The sequence below is a fragment of the Falsiphaeobacter marinintestinus genome (assembly GCF_007923355.1).
In the GTDB taxonomy this organism is placed as follows: domain Bacteria; phylum Pseudomonadota; class Alphaproteobacteria; order Rhodobacterales; family Rhodobacteraceae; genus Phaeobacter_A; species Phaeobacter_A marinintestinus.
On sequence record NZ_VOGO01000001.1, the window covers coordinates 765,788 to 782,295 of the forward strand.

General features: G+C 58.2%; 15 protein-coding genes. 8 read left to right on the plus strand and 7 right to left on the minus strand.

What is annotated here, in order from left to right:
* Position 1: 1 nt before the first annotated feature.
* The 7 genes from FOY56_RS03790 to pdeM all read left to right on the plus strand — a co-directional run bounded on the left by FOY56_RS03790 (position 2) and on the right by pdeM (position 7,381).
* Complete coding sequence (locus FOY56_RS03790) at positions 2 to 592, plus strand: tetratricopeptide repeat protein (protein WP_146344452.1); 591 nt, start codon at positions 2 to 4, stop codon at positions 590 to 592.
* Between the two features lie 30 nt (positions 593 to 622).
* A complete protein-coding gene (locus tag FOY56_RS03795) occupies positions 623 to 1,471 on the plus strand; it encodes a tetratricopeptide repeat protein (protein WP_146344453.1) in 849 nt (282 codons plus the stop codon).
* 4 nt (positions 1,472 to 1,475) lie between these two features.
* On the plus strand, positions 1,476 to 1,979 hold the full coding sequence (locus tag FOY56_RS03800) for a prepilin peptidase (protein WP_146344454.1): 504 nt from the start codon (positions 1,476 to 1,478) through the stop codon (positions 1,977 to 1,979).
* An 89-nt stretch (positions 1,980 to 2,068) separates the two neighbouring features.
* A complete protein-coding gene (locus FOY56_RS03805) occupies positions 2,069 to 3,376 on the plus strand; it encodes a DUF8689 domain-containing protein (RefSeq protein WP_146344455.1) in 1,308 nt (435 codons plus the stop codon).
* A complete protein-coding gene (locus tag FOY56_RS03810; protein ID WP_146344456.1) occupies positions 3,373 to 4,176 on the plus strand; it encodes an NAD(P)-dependent oxidoreductase in 804 nt (267 codons plus the stop codon). The genes FOY56_RS03805 and FOY56_RS03810 overlap by 4 nt, the downstream gene beginning before the upstream one ends.
* Before the next feature lie 67 nt (positions 4,177 to 4,243).
* Positions 4,244 to 6,655: a ligase-associated DNA damage response DEXH box helicase gene (locus FOY56_RS03815; RefSeq protein ID WP_146344457.1), complete on the plus strand. Its 2,412-nt coding sequence runs from the start codon at positions 4,244 to 4,246 to the stop codon at positions 6,653 to 6,655.
* Between the two features lie 63 nt (positions 6,656 to 6,718).
* Entirely contained in the window at positions 6,719 to 7,381 is a 663-nt protein-coding gene (gene pdeM, locus FOY56_RS03820; RefSeq protein ID WP_146344458.1) for a ligase-associated DNA damage response endonuclease PdeM, read from the plus strand.
* 5 nt (positions 7,382 to 7,386) lie between these two features.
* Here pdeM and FOY56_RS03825 read toward each other — a convergent pair whose 3' ends face one another.
* Positions 7,387 to 8,163: a LytTR family DNA-binding domain-containing protein gene (locus FOY56_RS03825; protein ID WP_146344459.1), complete on the minus strand. Its 777-nt coding sequence runs from the start codon at positions 8,161 to 8,163 to the stop codon at positions 7,387 to 7,389.
* 152 nt (positions 8,164 to 8,315) lie between these two features.
* Between FOY56_RS03825 and FOY56_RS03830 the strand changes: the two genes are divergently transcribed.
* Entirely contained in the window at positions 8,316 to 8,735 is a 420-nt protein-coding gene (locus FOY56_RS03830; protein WP_146344460.1) for a PaaI family thioesterase, read from the plus strand.
* 5 nt (positions 8,736 to 8,740) lie between these two features.
* Here FOY56_RS03830 and folD read toward each other — a convergent pair whose 3' ends face one another.
* The 6 genes from folD to ybgF form a co-directional block, all read right to left on the minus strand.
* Positions 8,741 to 9,643 (minus strand): bifunctional methylenetetrahydrofolate dehydrogenase/methenyltetrahydrofolate cyclohydrolase FolD, encoded by a 903-nt coding sequence (folD, locus tag FOY56_RS03835; RefSeq protein WP_146344461.1) that lies wholly within the window; start codon positions 9,641 to 9,643, stop codon positions 8,741 to 8,743.
* Between the two features lie 141 nt (positions 9,644 to 9,784).
* Positions 9,785 to 11,461: a formate--tetrahydrofolate ligase gene (locus tag FOY56_RS03840; RefSeq protein WP_146344462.1), complete on the minus strand. Its 1,677-nt coding sequence runs from the start codon at positions 11,459 to 11,461 to the stop codon at positions 9,785 to 9,787.
* Positions 11,462 to 11,662: 201 nt separating this feature from the next.
* Entirely contained in the window at positions 11,663 to 12,265 is a 603-nt protein-coding gene (locus FOY56_RS03845) for an MOSC domain-containing protein (protein WP_146344463.1), read from the minus strand.
* A 180-nt stretch (positions 12,266 to 12,445) separates the two neighbouring features.
* Positions 12,446 to 14,362, minus strand: coding sequence for an ATP-dependent zinc metalloprotease FtsH (ftsH, locus tag FOY56_RS03850; RefSeq protein ID WP_146344464.1), 1,917 nt, complete (start codon positions 14,360 to 14,362; stop codon positions 12,446 to 12,448).
* 73 nt (positions 14,363 to 14,435) lie between these two features.
* On the minus strand, positions 14,436 to 15,689 hold the full coding sequence (gene tilS / locus FOY56_RS03855; protein ID WP_146344465.1) for a tRNA lysidine(34) synthetase TilS: 1,254 nt from the start codon (positions 15,687 to 15,689) through the stop codon (positions 14,436 to 14,438).
* Positions 15,686 to 16,504 (minus strand): tol-pal system protein YbgF, encoded by an 819-nt coding sequence (gene ybgF / locus FOY56_RS03860; RefSeq protein WP_146344466.1) that lies wholly within the window; start codon positions 16,502 to 16,504, stop codon positions 15,686 to 15,688. Before ybgF ends, tilS begins: the two co-directional genes overlap by 4 nt.
* Between the last annotated feature and the right edge of the window lie 4 nt (positions 16,505 to 16,508).

Consider the following 16,508-nt stretch of genomic DNA (forward strand, 5'->3'; position numbering starts at 1 on the left):
AATGGCAGAATCGCGTGTGCGGTTGGGCGCACCGATCACAAAAATCTTAGCCGCCATCGTCGCTTTTGCGACGGTGGCGGCATGCGCTCCTGAGCCCCTCCCGGGGTTTGAGGATGACGTTTATGCGCCCGGCGTCGATCATCGCAAAGAGGCCGTGGATGGTATCGAGGTCGGCAATCGACTGATGGAGGTCGAGCAATACGAGCTTGCATTGGAAGCATTTACTCGCGCCGCGCTGGTCCACGGTATGACAACCGAAATCCTGACCGGGATCGGTACCGCGAACCTTGGATTGGGCCGTTTGGGGCAATCTGAAGAGAATTTGCGCCGCGCGGTCGCCGAGGCTCCCGAGTGGCCCGAAGCCTGGAACAACCTTGGCGTGGTCCTGATGGAACGGGGCAAAATCACCGAGGCGCAGCAGGTTTTTCAGAAGGCCTATGCGCTGGATAATGGCGAAAGTGACTCAATCCGCGAAAATCTGCGCGTGGCGCTATCAAAATCGGAAAACTCTGATAATAATAGTGAACAAAACGAAGACTATAAATTGGTCCAACGGGGTAGCGGCAATTTCGTGATCCGTAAGGTACCATGACCGAGGCAAGAGCAGTAAAGGACGCAAATAATGCGCCAAGTGTTTCTGATTCCGGCATGTCTGGTCTGCGCCATCGCGCTGTCCGCGTGCACCGAAGATGCTGATGCGACCGTAGAACGCGCGTTTCAGGACGTGAATGTCGTCGACGAAACCAACCTGAACGACGTCATGCTGACGGTTGCGGACCCGAACGAGGCTGTCGACTATTTCAGTCAGGCCGCCAAATCGGCCCCCGACCGAATCGACTTTCAACGCGGCCTCAGCACTTCTCTGGTACGTGCCAAACGCAATACCGAAGCGGCATCGGCCTGGGGCAAAGTTGTCGAGATGGAAGGCGCCTTGCCTGAAGACGAAGTCCACTATGCAGACGCTCTGATCCGTTCTGGCGACTGGGACAAGGCAGAGTCTGTTCTGGATGCGGTTGTGCCAACCCACGAAACATTCAAGCGGTACCGACTTGAAGCGATGGTGTCAGACGCCAATGAAGAGTGGAGCAACGCCGACAGCTTTTATGAAACCGCAGTTGGCCTGACCACGCGCCCGGCAGGCGTGATGAACAACTGGGGATACTCCAAGCTGACGCGCGGCGATTACTCTGGCGCCGAACGTCTGTTCGGGGACGCCATTCGCCAGGACAGCACTTTGTTTACTGCAAAGAACAACCTGATCCTGGCCCGTGGCGCTCAACGGAAATATTCACTTCCCGTTATCCCGATGAGTCAGTCCGAGAGGGCGCAGCTGTTGCACACCATGGCTTTGTCAGCGGTCAAGCAGGGTGATGTTGAAACTGGAAAGGGCCTGCTGCGCGAAGCAATCAACACGCATCCACAGCATTTCGAAGAAGCCGTCCGGTCACTTCGCGCGCTGGAGGCCGGTTGACGCCATGGCGCTGACCACGACCGAGGCGCTTTGGTTCCTGCCTTTTGTGCTGCCGATCTGCCTGTATGTCTGTTTCACCGACCTGAGCGAGATGCGAATCACCAATCAGGCGGTTATCGCGCTGGCCGTTGTTTTTCTGGTTGTCGGGCTGTTCGTCCTGCCCCTGCCCGTCTACGGTATGCGGCTTGTTCAGATGGTCGTGGTTCTGCTGATCGGCATTCTTCTGAATGCAGGCGGAGCGGTCGGGGCGGGCGATGCCAAATTCGCCGCCGCTGCTGCGCCGTTTATTGCGCCGGGTGATCTACGTTTGTTGATGGCGATCTTTGCCGCCAACCTTCTGGCAGCTTTCGTGACCCATCGCCTCGTGAAATACACGCCCCTCAGGCAATTGTCCCCTGGTTGGCAAAGCTGGGACAGGGGCTGGAAATTCCCAATGGGCTTGTCGCTTGGCGGGACGTTGGCGATCTACCTGTTGCTGGGCGTCTTTCAAAACGCAGTCATGCGCTGATCCCTGCCGCCAAGTCGCCATTCTGACGCCATATTGGCCGGGCAGTATGATGCGGTCAGAACGTGGCACCTTTTTTTGAGAGCATACCCATGAACATGCAACCCACATCCGTGCTGGCCCCACCAAATCCGCGCACCCTTGAAGACATGAAGCTTCCCATCGTGATGATGCGGGATATCCTTCTCAAGACAATTTTCCGCAAGAATGTCGAAATGGTCAGTGATTTGTCTCAGGCCCTGTGTCTGACGATTCCGGTTACCCAAGAACTTGTCGATATGGCCCGCGAACAGCGTCTGCTTGAGGCGACAGGAACGCTGAACGCCAACAACAGCAACGAAATGGGTTATCAGCTGACCGACGCCGGCAAATCCCGCGCGCTGGATGCCCTGTCGCAATCCGAATACTTCGGTGCCATGCCGGTCCCGCTTGAGGTCTATCGCGAACAGGTCAAACGCCAGTCGATCCGCAACATTCAGGTCAGCCGCGCACAGCTGACCACCGCGATGGGCCATTTGATCTTGCCGGACAGCCTGCTGGACCACCTTGGTCCGGCCGTCAGCGCAGGTAGGTCGATCCTGATGTATGGCCCGCCCGGCAACGGCAAATCTTCAATCTCAAACGGGGTCCGCGACGCGCTTGGCGACATGGTTTATGTCCCGCGCGCGATCGAATACTCTGGTCAGGTGATCACGGTTTACGATCCGATCGTACACAGCGCTTTGCCGATGGAGGTCGACAGCCCCAACTCACTGCGCCGAGGCAAACGTTTTGACGCCCGCTATGTCTGCTGCGAGCGACCGACCGTTGTGACCGGCGGTGAACTCAGCCTGTCGATGCTGGATCTGGTGTACAACCCAACAGCCCGCACCTACCAGGCACCGCTTCAGTTGAAGTCGACTGGCGGCATCTTCATTGTCGACGACCTTGGCCGTCAGGAAGAACCGCCACAGGCCTTGATCAACCGATGGATCGTTCCCCTGGAAGAAAGCAAAGACATTCTTGGCTTGCAATCGGGCGAAAAATTTGAGGTTCCGTTCGATACTCTGGTGATCTTTTCCACCAACTTCCACCCCAACGAAATCTTTGACCAGGCCGCGTTGCGCCGGATCTTTTTCAAGATCAAAATCGATGGTCCCAACCAGGAAAACTTCCTAAAGATCTTTGCCCTTGTTGCCCGCAAGAAGGGAATGCCGCTGAACGAAAAGGCATTGGTGCATCTGCTTAAGGTCAAATACCCTGAGATCGACAACGTCTATGCGAATTATCAGCCGGTGTTCTTGATTGATCAGATGATCGCGATTTGTGAGTTCGAAGGGATCCCCTATCAAATGACACCAGAGTTGATCGAACGCGCGTGGGCCAACATGTTCGTCAAGGACGAACACATCGTCAGATGATCGGAGTCGCTGGGTGCGGGCGAATGGGCGCCCCAATGCTGGCAGCTTTGCGAAAAGCCGGGTTCGATGCCCGTGGTTTCGACGTCCGCCGGATCAGCGATTTTGACAGCGCAGATTCGGCAATCTGTAGGGATGTGGATGAGTTTTCACAAAACTTAGACACTTTGATCACAGTAGTTCGCGATATTTCGCAAACTGATGAGGTTCTTTTTGGTACTCAAAACCTGATATCTGCAAAACACCTCAACCGGATCATCATCTGCTCCACCCTATCACCACGCTATGTCAAAGACCTGCGCAGCCGAATTTCTGCACATATCACGCTGATCGACGCCCCGATGTCCGGAGCCCAGATCGCCGCAGAAGAACGGCGTTTGTCCTTCATGCTGGGGGGCAGTGATCGCGATCTTGATGCCGCGCAGCCGTTGTTTTCCGCCATGGGTCAACATTTTCACCGCATGGGGCCTTACGGGTCGGGCATGCAGGCCAAAGTGCTGAACAACCTGCTCGCCGCATCGAACACAGCGATGACCCGTCTGGTGCTAGACTGGGCCGATGAGGCCGGATTGGACGAAACCGCATTGCTGGACCTGATCGCCACGTCGTCAGGCCAAAATTGGTTCGCCTCTGGGTTTGACACCATCGAATTTGCACGGGATGGCTGGGATCAGGACAACACGATTGGCATCCTTGTGAAAGACGTCGAAAGTGCGTTGGACGCCGCGCCGGACGATGCAGATACCAGCCTGCCCAGACAGGTGCAGTCCGCCATCCGCCAGTTGCGCCCCCGACGGACGTAACCGAATTTTGCCCTTAAAACGTCTGCCAGAGATTTCACACCGGATTCATCCACGCTAGTGTCAGGCCATGCTTGACCTCCCCGAACAGATCGCTGCGTGGTTCTCGTCCCGTGGCTGGTCGATCCACGCGCATCAGGCGGCCATGGTCACCCATGCTGACGACCCGGCCGTGTTGCTGATCGCCCCGACCGGGGGCGGCAAAACCATGGCCGGTTTTTTGCCAACGCTTGCCGATCTGACGAACACGCCACATGACGGGATGCACACGCTTTATGTCTCGCCGCTCAAAGCCTTGGCTGCAGACATCAAACGCAACCTGCGCACACCCGTGGATGAGATTGGACTGCCGATCCGCATCGAAGACCGCACCGGCGATACCTCGGCGACCCAGAAGAAACGCCAACGGGCCGATCCGCCCCATATCCTGCTCACCACGCCCGAAAGCCTGGCGTTGCTGACCTCATACGAAGACGCGCCCCGCATGTTTGCCGGGCTCAAACGCATCGTCGTCGATGAAATCCACGCTTTGGCCGAATCCAAACGCGGCGATCAACTGATGCTTGCCCTAGCGCGGCTGCAAACGCTCTGCCCCGATCTACGTCGGGTGGGCCTGTCGGCCACGGTCGAAGATCCGCAAGCGGTCGCCCGGTTACTGGCCCGCCACCCCGATCCCTGCACCATTCTTGAGGCTGATCCCGGCCCGGTGCCCGACATCGCCATGCTGACCACAAATGCCATGCCGCCCTGGTCCGGCGGTGGCGGCGCTTATGCCATTCCCGCTGTTTTGGAGCAGGTCAAACAACACAAGACCACCCTGATCTTTCACAACACCCGCGCACAGGCCGAAATTTTCTTTCACAATCTCTGGCTTGCCAATGACGACGCGCTGCCCATCGGCATCCATCACGGATCACTGGACCGGCAACAGCGCGAACGCGTAGAGCAGGCCATGGTGCGCGGACAACTGCGGGCCATCGTTTGCACCGGCAGCCTGGACCTGGGTATCGACTGGGGCGATGTCGATCTGGTGATCCAGATCGGCGCCCCCAAAAACGTGAAACGGCTGGTCCAGCGGATCGGACGGGCCAATCACAGATACAACGCGCCGTCAAAAGCGCTGCTGGTACCGGCCAACCGGTTCGAGGTTGTGGAATGCGTGGCGGCCTTGGAGGCCGTTCGCGAAAACGCTTTGGATGGCGACCCGCGCGGTCCCGGGCCCCTGGATGTCTTATGTCAGCACATCCTGATTGCGGCCTGTGCGGGGCCGTTCGATGCGAATTCACTTTATACGGAAATGGCCTCGGCTGGGCCGTATCGCGCGCTGACCCGTGCTGCGTTTGACGACTGCCTCGATTTCTGCGCCACGGGTGGCTATGCGCTGCGGGCCTATGACAAGTGGAAGCGTTTGATGCAGCGGCCCGACGGCTTGTGGCAATTGCGCGACCCGCGCAACGCGCAACGCATCCGGATGAACATCGGCACGATTCAGGACGCGGATCTTTTGAAAGTCCGGATGAAGCGCAGTCGCGGCGGAAAACCCCTAGGCGAGGTTGAAGAGGCCTTTGCGGCCTCACTGACCCCCGGCGATACCTTCCTGATTGGCGGGAAAATCGTACGATATGAGGGCCTGCGCGAAATGACAGTCGAGGTCAGCCGCGACAAGGGGCGAAAGCCCAAAGTCGCCGTGTTTTCCGGCACCAAGTTCGCGACTTCGACGCAGTTAAGCGCGCGCATTCTGGACATGTTTCTTCAGCCTGACTGGCCCACCCTGCCCCAGCACACCGCTGACTGGCTTCGGCTTCAGCGTCACCTGTCCCGTCTGCCCGCTCCGGGTCGGTTGCTGATCGAAAGCTTTCCCCATGACGGTCGCGAACACCTTTGCGTTTACGGGTTCGCCGGTCGCAACGCCCAACAGACGCTAGGGCTGTTGTTGACCAAACGTCTGGAAGAGATCGGGTTGAATCCGCTGGGTTTTGTGTCGACCGATTATGCCACGTTGATCTGGGGGCTGGACGCGCCCGACGATATCCGCCCGCTGTTCGACATTGAGGCGCTGCGCAACGGGTTGGACACTTGGCTGGCCGGAAACGCGGTGATGAAGCGCACCTTTCGGGCCAGCGCCACCATCGCGGGGCTGATTGAACGCAACATCCCGTCCTCCCAGAAGAAATCCGGGCGGCAGGCGATGTTTTCATCCGACATCCTTTATGACACCCTCAGCAAATACGACCCCGATCACCTGATGCTGAAAATCACCCGGCAAGAAGCATTGCGTGGTCTGGTTGATTTCGGGCGGATCGAAGAAATGATTGCCCGTGTCGGCGATAGAATCGATCATGTGCGACTTGAAAGGATATCCCCACTGGCAGCTCCACTGTTGCTAGAGGTGGGGAAGGTGCCAATCAAAGGCAGCGGCGAAGAACAGCTGTTGCAGGAAGAGGCCGACAGGCTGATGCAGGCCGCTGGCCTGGATCATTAGATACTGCAGTCCCCACACTTAAATTGTCTTGTTTTTGCTGGAATAATCGGCAACGAACGTATCATGAACAGACATGACTTCACTTTGGCAGGTGCCCCACTTGTGGCCCTAGGGTCAGGGGCGCTTTGGTGGCCCGGGCAATCTCTGCTGTGCGTGTCCGATCTGCATCTGGGAAAATCAGAACGGATCGCCCGGCGCAGCGGCACGCCGCTCCCCCCCTATGATACGCGGGACACGCTGACACGGCTTGGCGGAGATTTGGCGCAGACCAATGCCCGGGTGATCGTCTGCCTTGGCGACAGCTTTGACGACATCGCCGCTGCCGATGCGCTGCCAGAAGAGGAAAAACTGTGGATTGCCCGGCTGCAGGCCGGTCGACGCTGGGTCTGGATTGAAGGCAACCATGACCCGGGACCGGTCGAAATGGGCGGTACGCATCTGGCAGAACTGCCGGTCCCGCCCCTGACCTTTCGCCATATTGCCAAACCGGGCGCAAGTGGCGAGATCTCTGGGCACTACCATCCCAAAGCGACAATCCGGGCCCGGGGGCGGTCGATCACACGCAGCGCATTTCTGGCGGACCGGGATCGCGTCATTCTGCCGGCCTATGGCACGTATACGGGCGGTCTACGCAGCCACGACCAGATCCTAAGCACGCTGATGCGGCGCGAAGCGATTGCCATCCTGACAGGGCACAACATGCATGCGATCCCGATGCCCCGCTGACGCGGTCAGAGAAGACCTGCGGCCTCGACGTCGGGGCGATATTTTCGACTAACGGGGACCAGATCGCCATTGGTAATCTCCAGCCAGATCTTGCCAGCTTCTCGGCGAACCCCTGTCACTGCATGTGTGGCAACCCAATGAGATCTGTGGGTGCAAGACCCGGGGCACGGATCCATTTCGTTTACGGCATCGGCAAATCGCAGGCGGATCCGATACGTTCCACTTTCGGCCACGACATCGACGAAATGATCTTCGACCGTCAGGCGCAAAATCTGTCCGTCAAAGCCTTTGGGCAGACGCCGGATCAAACGCGGCTGTGTCTCAGACTGGTTATCCGCCAATTGTTCCGTCAGGCTCGCGTTTCGTTGCCCAATTAACCCGGCCACCATGCGCCGCGTAATACAGACGGCAATAGAAATGATGGCAACGTATTGCATGAATGTCAGATAAGTCGATGAAATCAGTGGCCTGCCATCAAATATGACAATTGCCGAAAAATACAGAACCGGTGTGAAAAACAGAACCATCAGAACGGACACCGCCGCATCTACAATAAAACCTTTCGCCGTTGGCATAAAATGCCAAACCACCCACATCGCCGAACGTGCCATCAATGTCGCTCCGACCACGACAATGCTCCAGAATATGGCGCGCAACTCAAAGGGGTACTGTAACGTGCCGAACGGAGCTGCATACGTGGCCAAAAATGAGCCCAACGCCCACCCCACGATTGTTATGCGTGTTATTGGAGGAACTGATGATTCAAACGAATTCGGAAGCATTAGCGTGAAAAATTCTTATACTATTAAACCGGCCGGAGGTTGATTTAACTGAATTTTTCCGGGAACGCCAAGTCCTTAAGTCATGTTTTGGACATTGCCACCCGATCACGTTATCGAGATCGCGACACATTGCCATCAGACAAGAGAAAAAGATGAACATCACCCACAGGATCGCCAAAAGCTTTGGTCAACAGTCCATGATGACGACTCTCGGGGCTGGAATCGATTTGGTCGAACCCGGGAAAGTTGTGCTGTCGGCGCCAATCCTGGAAAGCAGCCGGCAGCAACAGGGGGTCGCCCATGCGGCGCTGACCTTCGCGTTAGGGGATACGGCGGCCGGCTATGCCGCCCTGACCTGCATGCCTGAAGACGTCGAGGTGATGACCGCCGAAATCAAGATCAACCTGTTGGCGCCAGGGCGTGGTGAGCTTTTGCGGGCCACCGGCCGGGTGTTGAAACCCGGTCGGCGTCTGGTTGTCGTCTCAGCCGAAGTGCACGCGATTGAGGACGGTGCAGAAACCCTGATTGCTGTCATGCAGGGAACGATGGTGCCCGTCCCTGTATCGTCATAACCCAGTCAGGCCGTCAGCCCTTCGGGCTCGGCCAGCCCGTTGGCGCGGCAGCAGGCCGTCACTGTGTTGGCCAGAAGGCATGCAATGGTCATCGGACCAACGCCGCCCGGCACGGGCGTGATTGCCCCCGCGACCTCCACCGCGGTGTCGAAGTCGACATCGCCAACCAGACGTGTCTTGCCTTCGCCCTTCTCCGGCGCTGGAATCCGGTTGATTCCGACGTCAATGACAGTCGCCCCCGGCTTGATCCAGTCCCCCGGAACCATCTGCGGGCGGCCCACAGCCGCGATCACGATATCGGCGCGGCGAACCACGTCCGGCAAATCCTTGGTGCGCGAATGGGCAATTGTCACGGTACAGCTATCGCCCAACAGCAATTGCGCCATCGGCTTGCCGACAATGTTCGACCGGCCCACCACAACCGCGTCCAGTCCGCTGAGCGACCCATGATGCTCGCGCAACATCATAAGACAGCCCAGCGGCGTGCACGGTACCATCGATTTCTGCCCGGTGCCCAACAGGCCCACGTTCGAGATGTGAAACCCGTCCACGTCCTTGGCCGGATCGATCGAGTTGATGACAAGGTCTTCGTTCAGATGGGACGGTAGTGGCAATTGCACCAGAATTCCGTGTACAGCGGGATCGGCATTCAACTGCTCGATCAAAGCCAAAAGATCGGCCTCGGGTGTCTCAACATCCAGCTTGTGCTCATACGAGTTCATGCCGACTTCAACGGTTTGTTTGCCCTTGGACCGAACATAGACTTGGCTTGCCGGATCTTCACCGACCAGCACAACGGCCAGACCAGGGGTGATGCCGTTTTCGGTTTTCAGCCGTTCGACGTTCGCTGCAACCTGCGTGCGAATGCCTGCCGCAAAAGCCTTACCGTCCAAAATCGTTGCCGTCATCGTCAGCCCTTTCTGTGTTGCGCTTTTGCCCGCGCCTTCATTCTCCGGATGCGCCAGACAGCGACACCCTGTTTGCCTGTGCCTAAAGGCACAGGCGCGGCTGGCGCGGGCTCGATGCCCGCGCCAGCCGCCCGCGTTCAATCAGAACAGACCTTCGATCTGGCCTTGTTCATTCAGCATGATCGCTTCTGCCGACGGAACCCGCGGCAGACCTGGCATGGTCATGATCTCACCGCAGATCACCACGACAAACCCGGCTCCTGCCGACAACCGCACTTCGCGAACCGGGACCGAATGGCCTGTCGGTGCGCCGCGCAGGCTCGGGTCGGTTGAGAACGAGTATTGTGTCTTCGCCATACAGACCGGCAGGTGCCCATATCCGGCGTCTTCCCACTGGCGCAGTTGATCGCGGATCTTCTTGTCAGCTAGCACCTCGTCAGCCCGGTAAATCGACGTCGCGACCCGCTCGATCTTGTCGAACAGGGACATGTCGTCGTTATAAAGCGGCGCGAACTGCGACACACCCGCGTCGGCGATCTCGGCCACTCGGGTCGCCAGTTCCTTGGTGCCTTCCGAGCCCAACGCCCAGTGCTTACACAGGATCGCTTCGGACCCTTGGGTTTCGACATAAGCCTTCACAGCTTCCACTTCCGCATCCGTATCGGACACAAAGTGGTTGATCGCGACGACAACCGGCACACCAAACTGCTTGAGGTTGCCGATGTGGCGCCCCAGGTTGGCACACCCCGCGCCCACAGCCTCGACGTTTTCAGCGCCCAGATCAGCCTTGGCAACGCCGCCGTTCATCTTCATCGCCCGCACGGTCGCAACAAGTACCACACAATCCGGTGCCAGACCCGCCTTGCGGCATTTGATATTCATGAACTTCTCGGCGCCCAGGTCGGCTCCGAACCCGGCTTCGGTCACGACATAATCCGCGACTTTCAGCGCTGTTGTGGTCGCGATGACCGAGTTACAGCCATGTGCGATGTTCGCAAACGGACCGCCGTGTACAAAGGCAGGGTTGTTTTCCAGCGTCTGCACGATGTTGGGCTGCATCGCATCCTTCAGCAAAACCGTCATCGCGCCATCGGCTTTGATATCGCGTGCATAGATCGGCTTACGCTCGCGGGTATAGGCCACGATGATGTCGCCAAGACGCTTTTGCAAATCTTCGAGATCGGTAGACAGGCATAAGATCGCCATGACTTCAGATGCCACAGTAATGTCAAACCCGGTCTGACGCGGGAACCCGTTGGCGACGCCGCCCAGAGACGTGACGACATCGCGCAAGGCGCGATCGTTCATGTCCAGAACCCGGCGCCAGACGACGCGACGTTCGTCGATCTCAAGCGAGTTGCCCCAATAAATGTGATTGTCGATCATCGCCGACAGCAGGTTGTGCGCGCTGGTGATCGCGTGGAAGTCGCCGGTGAAGTGCAGGTTCATTTCTTCCATCGGAACGACCTGAGCGTACCCACCGCCCGCAGCGCCACCCTTCATGCCAAAGCATGGGCCCAGCGATGCTTCGCGGATACAAATGGCGGCCTTCTTGCCAATCGAGTTCAGACCATCGCCCAAACCAACGGTGGTCGTGGTCTTGCCCTCGCCTGCCGGTGTCGGGTTGATCGCGGTCACCAGGATCAGCTTGCCATTATCGTTGCCCTGAACCGAGTTGATGAACTCCTGGCTGACTTTGGCCTTGTCGTGGCCATAGGGCAAAAGGTCATCGGAACCGATACCCAGTTTCGCGCCGATTTCCTGAATTGGCTTCTTGTACGCTTCACGCGCGATTTCGATGTCGGATTTATAGCTCATGGTTACCCCCTTGGACCGGGCATCAAGCCCTTAACCTCTGATCGCCTATAGCGCACTGAACGCGGGCGGCAGTTCTGCGATTCCGACATTTTCTGCCTTGGTTGCGTCGGTTCGCGCCTAAGCGGTTTCTTTTCGGAAACGGGTGTCCGCCAAAGGCACGCAAAGCCGCGGATCGCCAGGGGGCGTTTTTGACGCTCTGCGTCAGTTTCGGCTGCGCGCCGCATCCAGATGTGTCCAGACGGGTTGGTCAGGAATATGAAGCTGCAAATCATCGCCAAGGTTGATGACACCTTCCCGCTCGACCCAGGCCGTCACACCGCGCCGGGATTTTGCTGCCGTCTTGAACAGCTTGCCCATGCCAGGCTCTGCGGCGTCGATCACCTTGGCTGGCAAAACACAGGGGCGGTTCTCCATATCTATGACCAGCGTTGCCCCCGAAGGCGCCTGAAGGCGCGAAGACGGTGGCACATGCGTAAAGTCCGGGATGCCTTCAATGACAAGGCTGGCCCCAACCCAGGTTGGATCGAAAAAGCCCAGACCCATCTCATCGCGGATCGCGGCCAGTTCTTCGGCTGACAGGACCGACAATTGACGCACATTCGCAATCTCGGTGTTTCTGGGGTGTTGCGACAATACCCTGCTGCACGACGGGCGCGTCAGCCCAGCATGCTCTTCGTTCGCAAGCCCTGCGAACGTCAATTCCATTGTCTCGACGGGCGCCGACGCCAAGGTCGCGTCACGGTCTTCAACGACACCCAAATATCTGATCGTGGCTTTGTAGTCGGTGGGACGCAGTGCGGGCATGATCAATCCTTTAGGCAGAAGTGCTCACATCTTATGGCAGCCAGATTGCGGATCAACAACGCGTGCTTTCAAAATTGCCGCCTCTGCTGCGGCTCGTGATGACGAAACGATACGAACAAACAGGCCCAAATGAAAACAGCCGGGCGTTAACCCGGCTGCTTACGTAAATGAATGATCCGATCAGGCCGTCGGTTCTGGTTCCATCCCGGCCTCTGGCGGGGATTTCTTCGGCTTGGTCTTTGGAATGGCCGTAACGCTGGGTGCGTTACCCTCATCCGGCTTGTCGCCATCATCATCGCCAGAATTAGGCGGCTCGCCTCGCATGACCCGCTTGATCTCGTCGCCGGTCAGCGTTTCGTATTCAAGCAGGCCCTGGGCCAGACGTTCCCATTCTTCGTTGTTGTCCTTGAGGATCTGCAACGCCTGATCATAACCACTCTGGATATAGCGTTTCACTTCTTCCTCGATCAGCTCTTTGGTGTGCGCCGACACCGAGAAACCAGCCGTATTGCCGCTATAGCCTTCGTGTGCTTCGGCATAGTCGATGTTGCCCACCTTGTCGGACATGCCCCAACGCATCACCATGGCGCGCGCCAGTTGGCTGGCCTGCATGATGTCGCCGGCAGGACCATTGGATACATGATCTTCGCCGTATTTGATCACCTCAGCAGCCTTACCCGCCATGGTCATCGCCAGCTTCTGTTCACATTCGTCCCGGTGGTAATTCAGACGATCCATTTCCGGCAGACTGACCACCATTCCCAATGCGCCACCGCGCGGGATGATCGTCGCCTTATAGACCGGATCGCATTCTGGCAGGTTCAGACCGACAACCGCATGACCGGCTTCGTGATAGGCGGTCTTTTCCTTCTGGTCCGCCGTCAACACCATACTGCGGCGTTCGGCGCCCATCATGACCTTGTCTTTGGCGTTCTCGAAATCTTCCATGGTCACGAAACGTCGACCAACACGGGCCGCCATCAATGCGGCCTCGTTCACGAGGTTTGCAAGATCAGCACCCGAAAATCCCGGTGTACCACGTGCAATGATGCGCAGATCGACATCAGGGCCCAGCGGAGTCTTGCGCGCGTGCACGCCCAGGATCTTTTCGCGGCCCTTGATATCAGGGTTGGCAACCGTCACCTGACGGTCGAACCGGCCCGGACGCAACAGTGCGGGGTCCAGAACGTCTTTCCGGTTGGTCGCGGCCAAGATGATGACGCCTTCGTTGGCTTCAAATCCGTCCATTTCCACCAGAAGTTGGTTCAGCGTCTGTTCGCGTTCATCGTTACCACCGCCATAACCTGCGCCACGATGGCGGCCCACGGCGTCGATCTCGTCAATGAAGACAATACATGGCGCGTTCTTCTTGGCCTGCTCGAACATGTCCCGGACGCGTGACGCACCGACACCAACGAACATTTCGACAAAGTCAGACCCCGAGATGGTGAAGAACGGAACACCGGCTTCCCCTGCGATGGCGCGCGCCAAAAGCGTTTTACCAGTTCCCGGAGGACCAACAAGCAGAGCGCCCTTGGGGATCTTGCCACCCAAGCGGCTGAATTTCTGCGGATTACGCAGGAATTCAACGATCTCTTCCAACTCTTCCTTGGCTTCGTCGATGCCGGCGACATCGTCAAACGTCACGCGACCGTGCTTTTCGGTCAGCATCTTGGCCTTGGACTTGCCAAAGCCCATCGCGCCGCCTTTGCCGCCACCCTGCATCCGGTTCATGAAATAAACCCAGACGCCAATCAGCAGCAGGAACGGCAGCAGTGTGATCAGGAACGACTGAAATCCTGACTGTTGTTGTTTTTCGGCGCGAACCGGGATGTTGTTCTCGATCAGCAGCTCAGTGACGCGCGCGTCTTCCGGCTTGATCGTCACATAGTCCTGACCGTCCGTTCCGAGGAACCGGATCTGTTCGCCGTCCAGCGTGGCTTGCTGGACTTCTTCATTCTGCACCGCAGTCACGAAATCAGAAAACGTGATTTCGCGGCTCTGCAATGTGCTGCCTGTTCCGCTGAACAGGTTGAACAAGGCCAGGATCAACAAAAACAATACGACCCAGAAGGCGATGTTACGTGCGTTGCCCAAGGAAATTCTCCCAAAGATGCCCGATCGCAGTTCGATCGGCTAGGCTACTAAAATAGAGATACTTCGCGCGGGTTCAATGCGATAAAGTTACTGCAAAGAACTCCTCGCCTCCTCCGACCAGTTCTGCGTGCCATCCAAGGCCGAATCCAGCCAACGGAGCGGCGACCAGATTGTCATTACTCCACACAGCCGGACTTACCTCCAGAACGATTCGCGGTAACCCGATGGAGGGATCAGGTTTGCACATCTTGACCCCGTCACGCCCCAATGCACGGATCTGATATTTATCTTGCCACGGCCCTGTCAGGATCCACCGATTGTCCCAAACCTCGGTTCCCGGCACACACAGATCACGCACCGCGTTATACTCTCGGCAGATCCAGATCTTACCTTGATGTGAAAATACGCGGCAGCCGGCCAAGGTCGCCCCCTGCCCGTGGCGCGTCTTATCCAGCAGATCCATCAGCGGTTGCCGTCGCGGCGGATACTGGGCTCCGCCGATCCATCCCAGCGCCCTGACCAGCAGCCTTCGGGCGATCTCTTCCGGCAGAATGCGGAACTTGCGCGGATCCATGACGACACACCCGCCATGAACCGTGGCAAGGTCGCGCGCCGCCAGAAAAGTGTACCAATCCAGTGCCTCACGCGCGCGCAGCATGTTCTGGGCCACGTCTGCAACACCCTGAACCGTGATTCCCAAGGGGGCCAGTTCTGCCATCACGCGCCGTGCACGGATACGGTCGAAGCGGTCATCCTCGTTGCTGGGGTCATCGATCCAGGACACGCCTTGTTGCGTCAGAAAGTCCCTCAATTCGTCACGCCCGCACCCCAGCAATGGGCGGATCAACGAGATCCCGTTTTCGGTGCGCACCGCAGACATGCCCGACAACCCATCGACGCCAGCCGACCTGCTAAGGCGCATCAAAACCGTTTCGGCCTGATCGTCAGCCGTGTGGCCCACCGCAAGAACGGCGATGTCGTTCGATTTTGCCCAATTTGTCAGCAGATCATACCGTGCCCGGCGGGCCTGATCCTGCAAGTTGCCCGTGCCGTCCCATTTCCCCCAGGTTAAAACCGTATGGGGCACGTTGAGTGACTGGCAAAATTCCGCCACGCCCGCGGCCTCGTCAGCCGCTTCGGGGCGTAACCCGTGATCCACGGTCGCGGCGTGAAGATCCACGCCTTCGAGCTGGCACAATTGTTTCAGCAGCACGAGCAACGCAACAGAATCACTTCCTCCCGATACAGCTACGCCCAGCCGTGTCGGCAAAGACGCCCGGAAATGTGCGCGAACGCGCGCCAGAAGATCGGTGTTATTCAGGGTCAACTACACCCCAGTTTTGACATTTCTTCGCGCGCACGGCTGACTGCGTCCGCAACCGGAAACCGTGCCCCGACTTCGCTGAGTGTCACGCACGCCTGACTGACCTGCCCCAGCTTACCCAGAGATGCCCCCAGTTCGAACAAGGCGTCCGGTGCTTCAGGTCCCGTTGAATCGGCTGTGAAGCTGGCCAGATAGGCGCGTGCAGCTTCGCGCGTGTCGCCCAGACCTTCCAATGCCATACCACGTGTCAGATGCGCCTTGGAGGCCAACGGGCTGCCGGGATAGTTCTGGTCGAACACGGCAAGAAGGTCCGCCGCCTTGCTATAATCGCCTGCTTCCAAAGCTGTGACCGCCGCGCTGTAGTCGGCCTGTTCTCCAACCGCCAGCTGCGTTTCTGAGCCCGCATTCGCTTGGGGTACAGACGGCGTGGAGGACGGGGTCGCTCCGCCAAGAGTAGACGTTTCGCCCAGTTTACTGACATCGCCGCCTTCCAGCTCGACCAGCCGGAACTCAAGATCGCCGATCCGGTTGGTCCCGTCAGACACGATGTTGTCAATCCGGTGTTCAAGCTGTTCGGTTTTCGACGTCAGGCCGACCAGTTCGTTTTCGATCGCTGACACCCGCTCCAGCACGCTGTTTCCCGAGAGGTTGGTTGAGGGCGCGCCTGTGGTGGACAGTTCGCGTTTGAGCTGTTGGATTTCGACATGCAGCACGGTCAGTTCCTGCCGGATATCTGCCAACGTCTGCGAATCCTGTGCCCAGGCGGGCACAGAAAGGCAGGCCCAGCCAATAAATACTCCAAATACAGCGCGCCGCATGGTC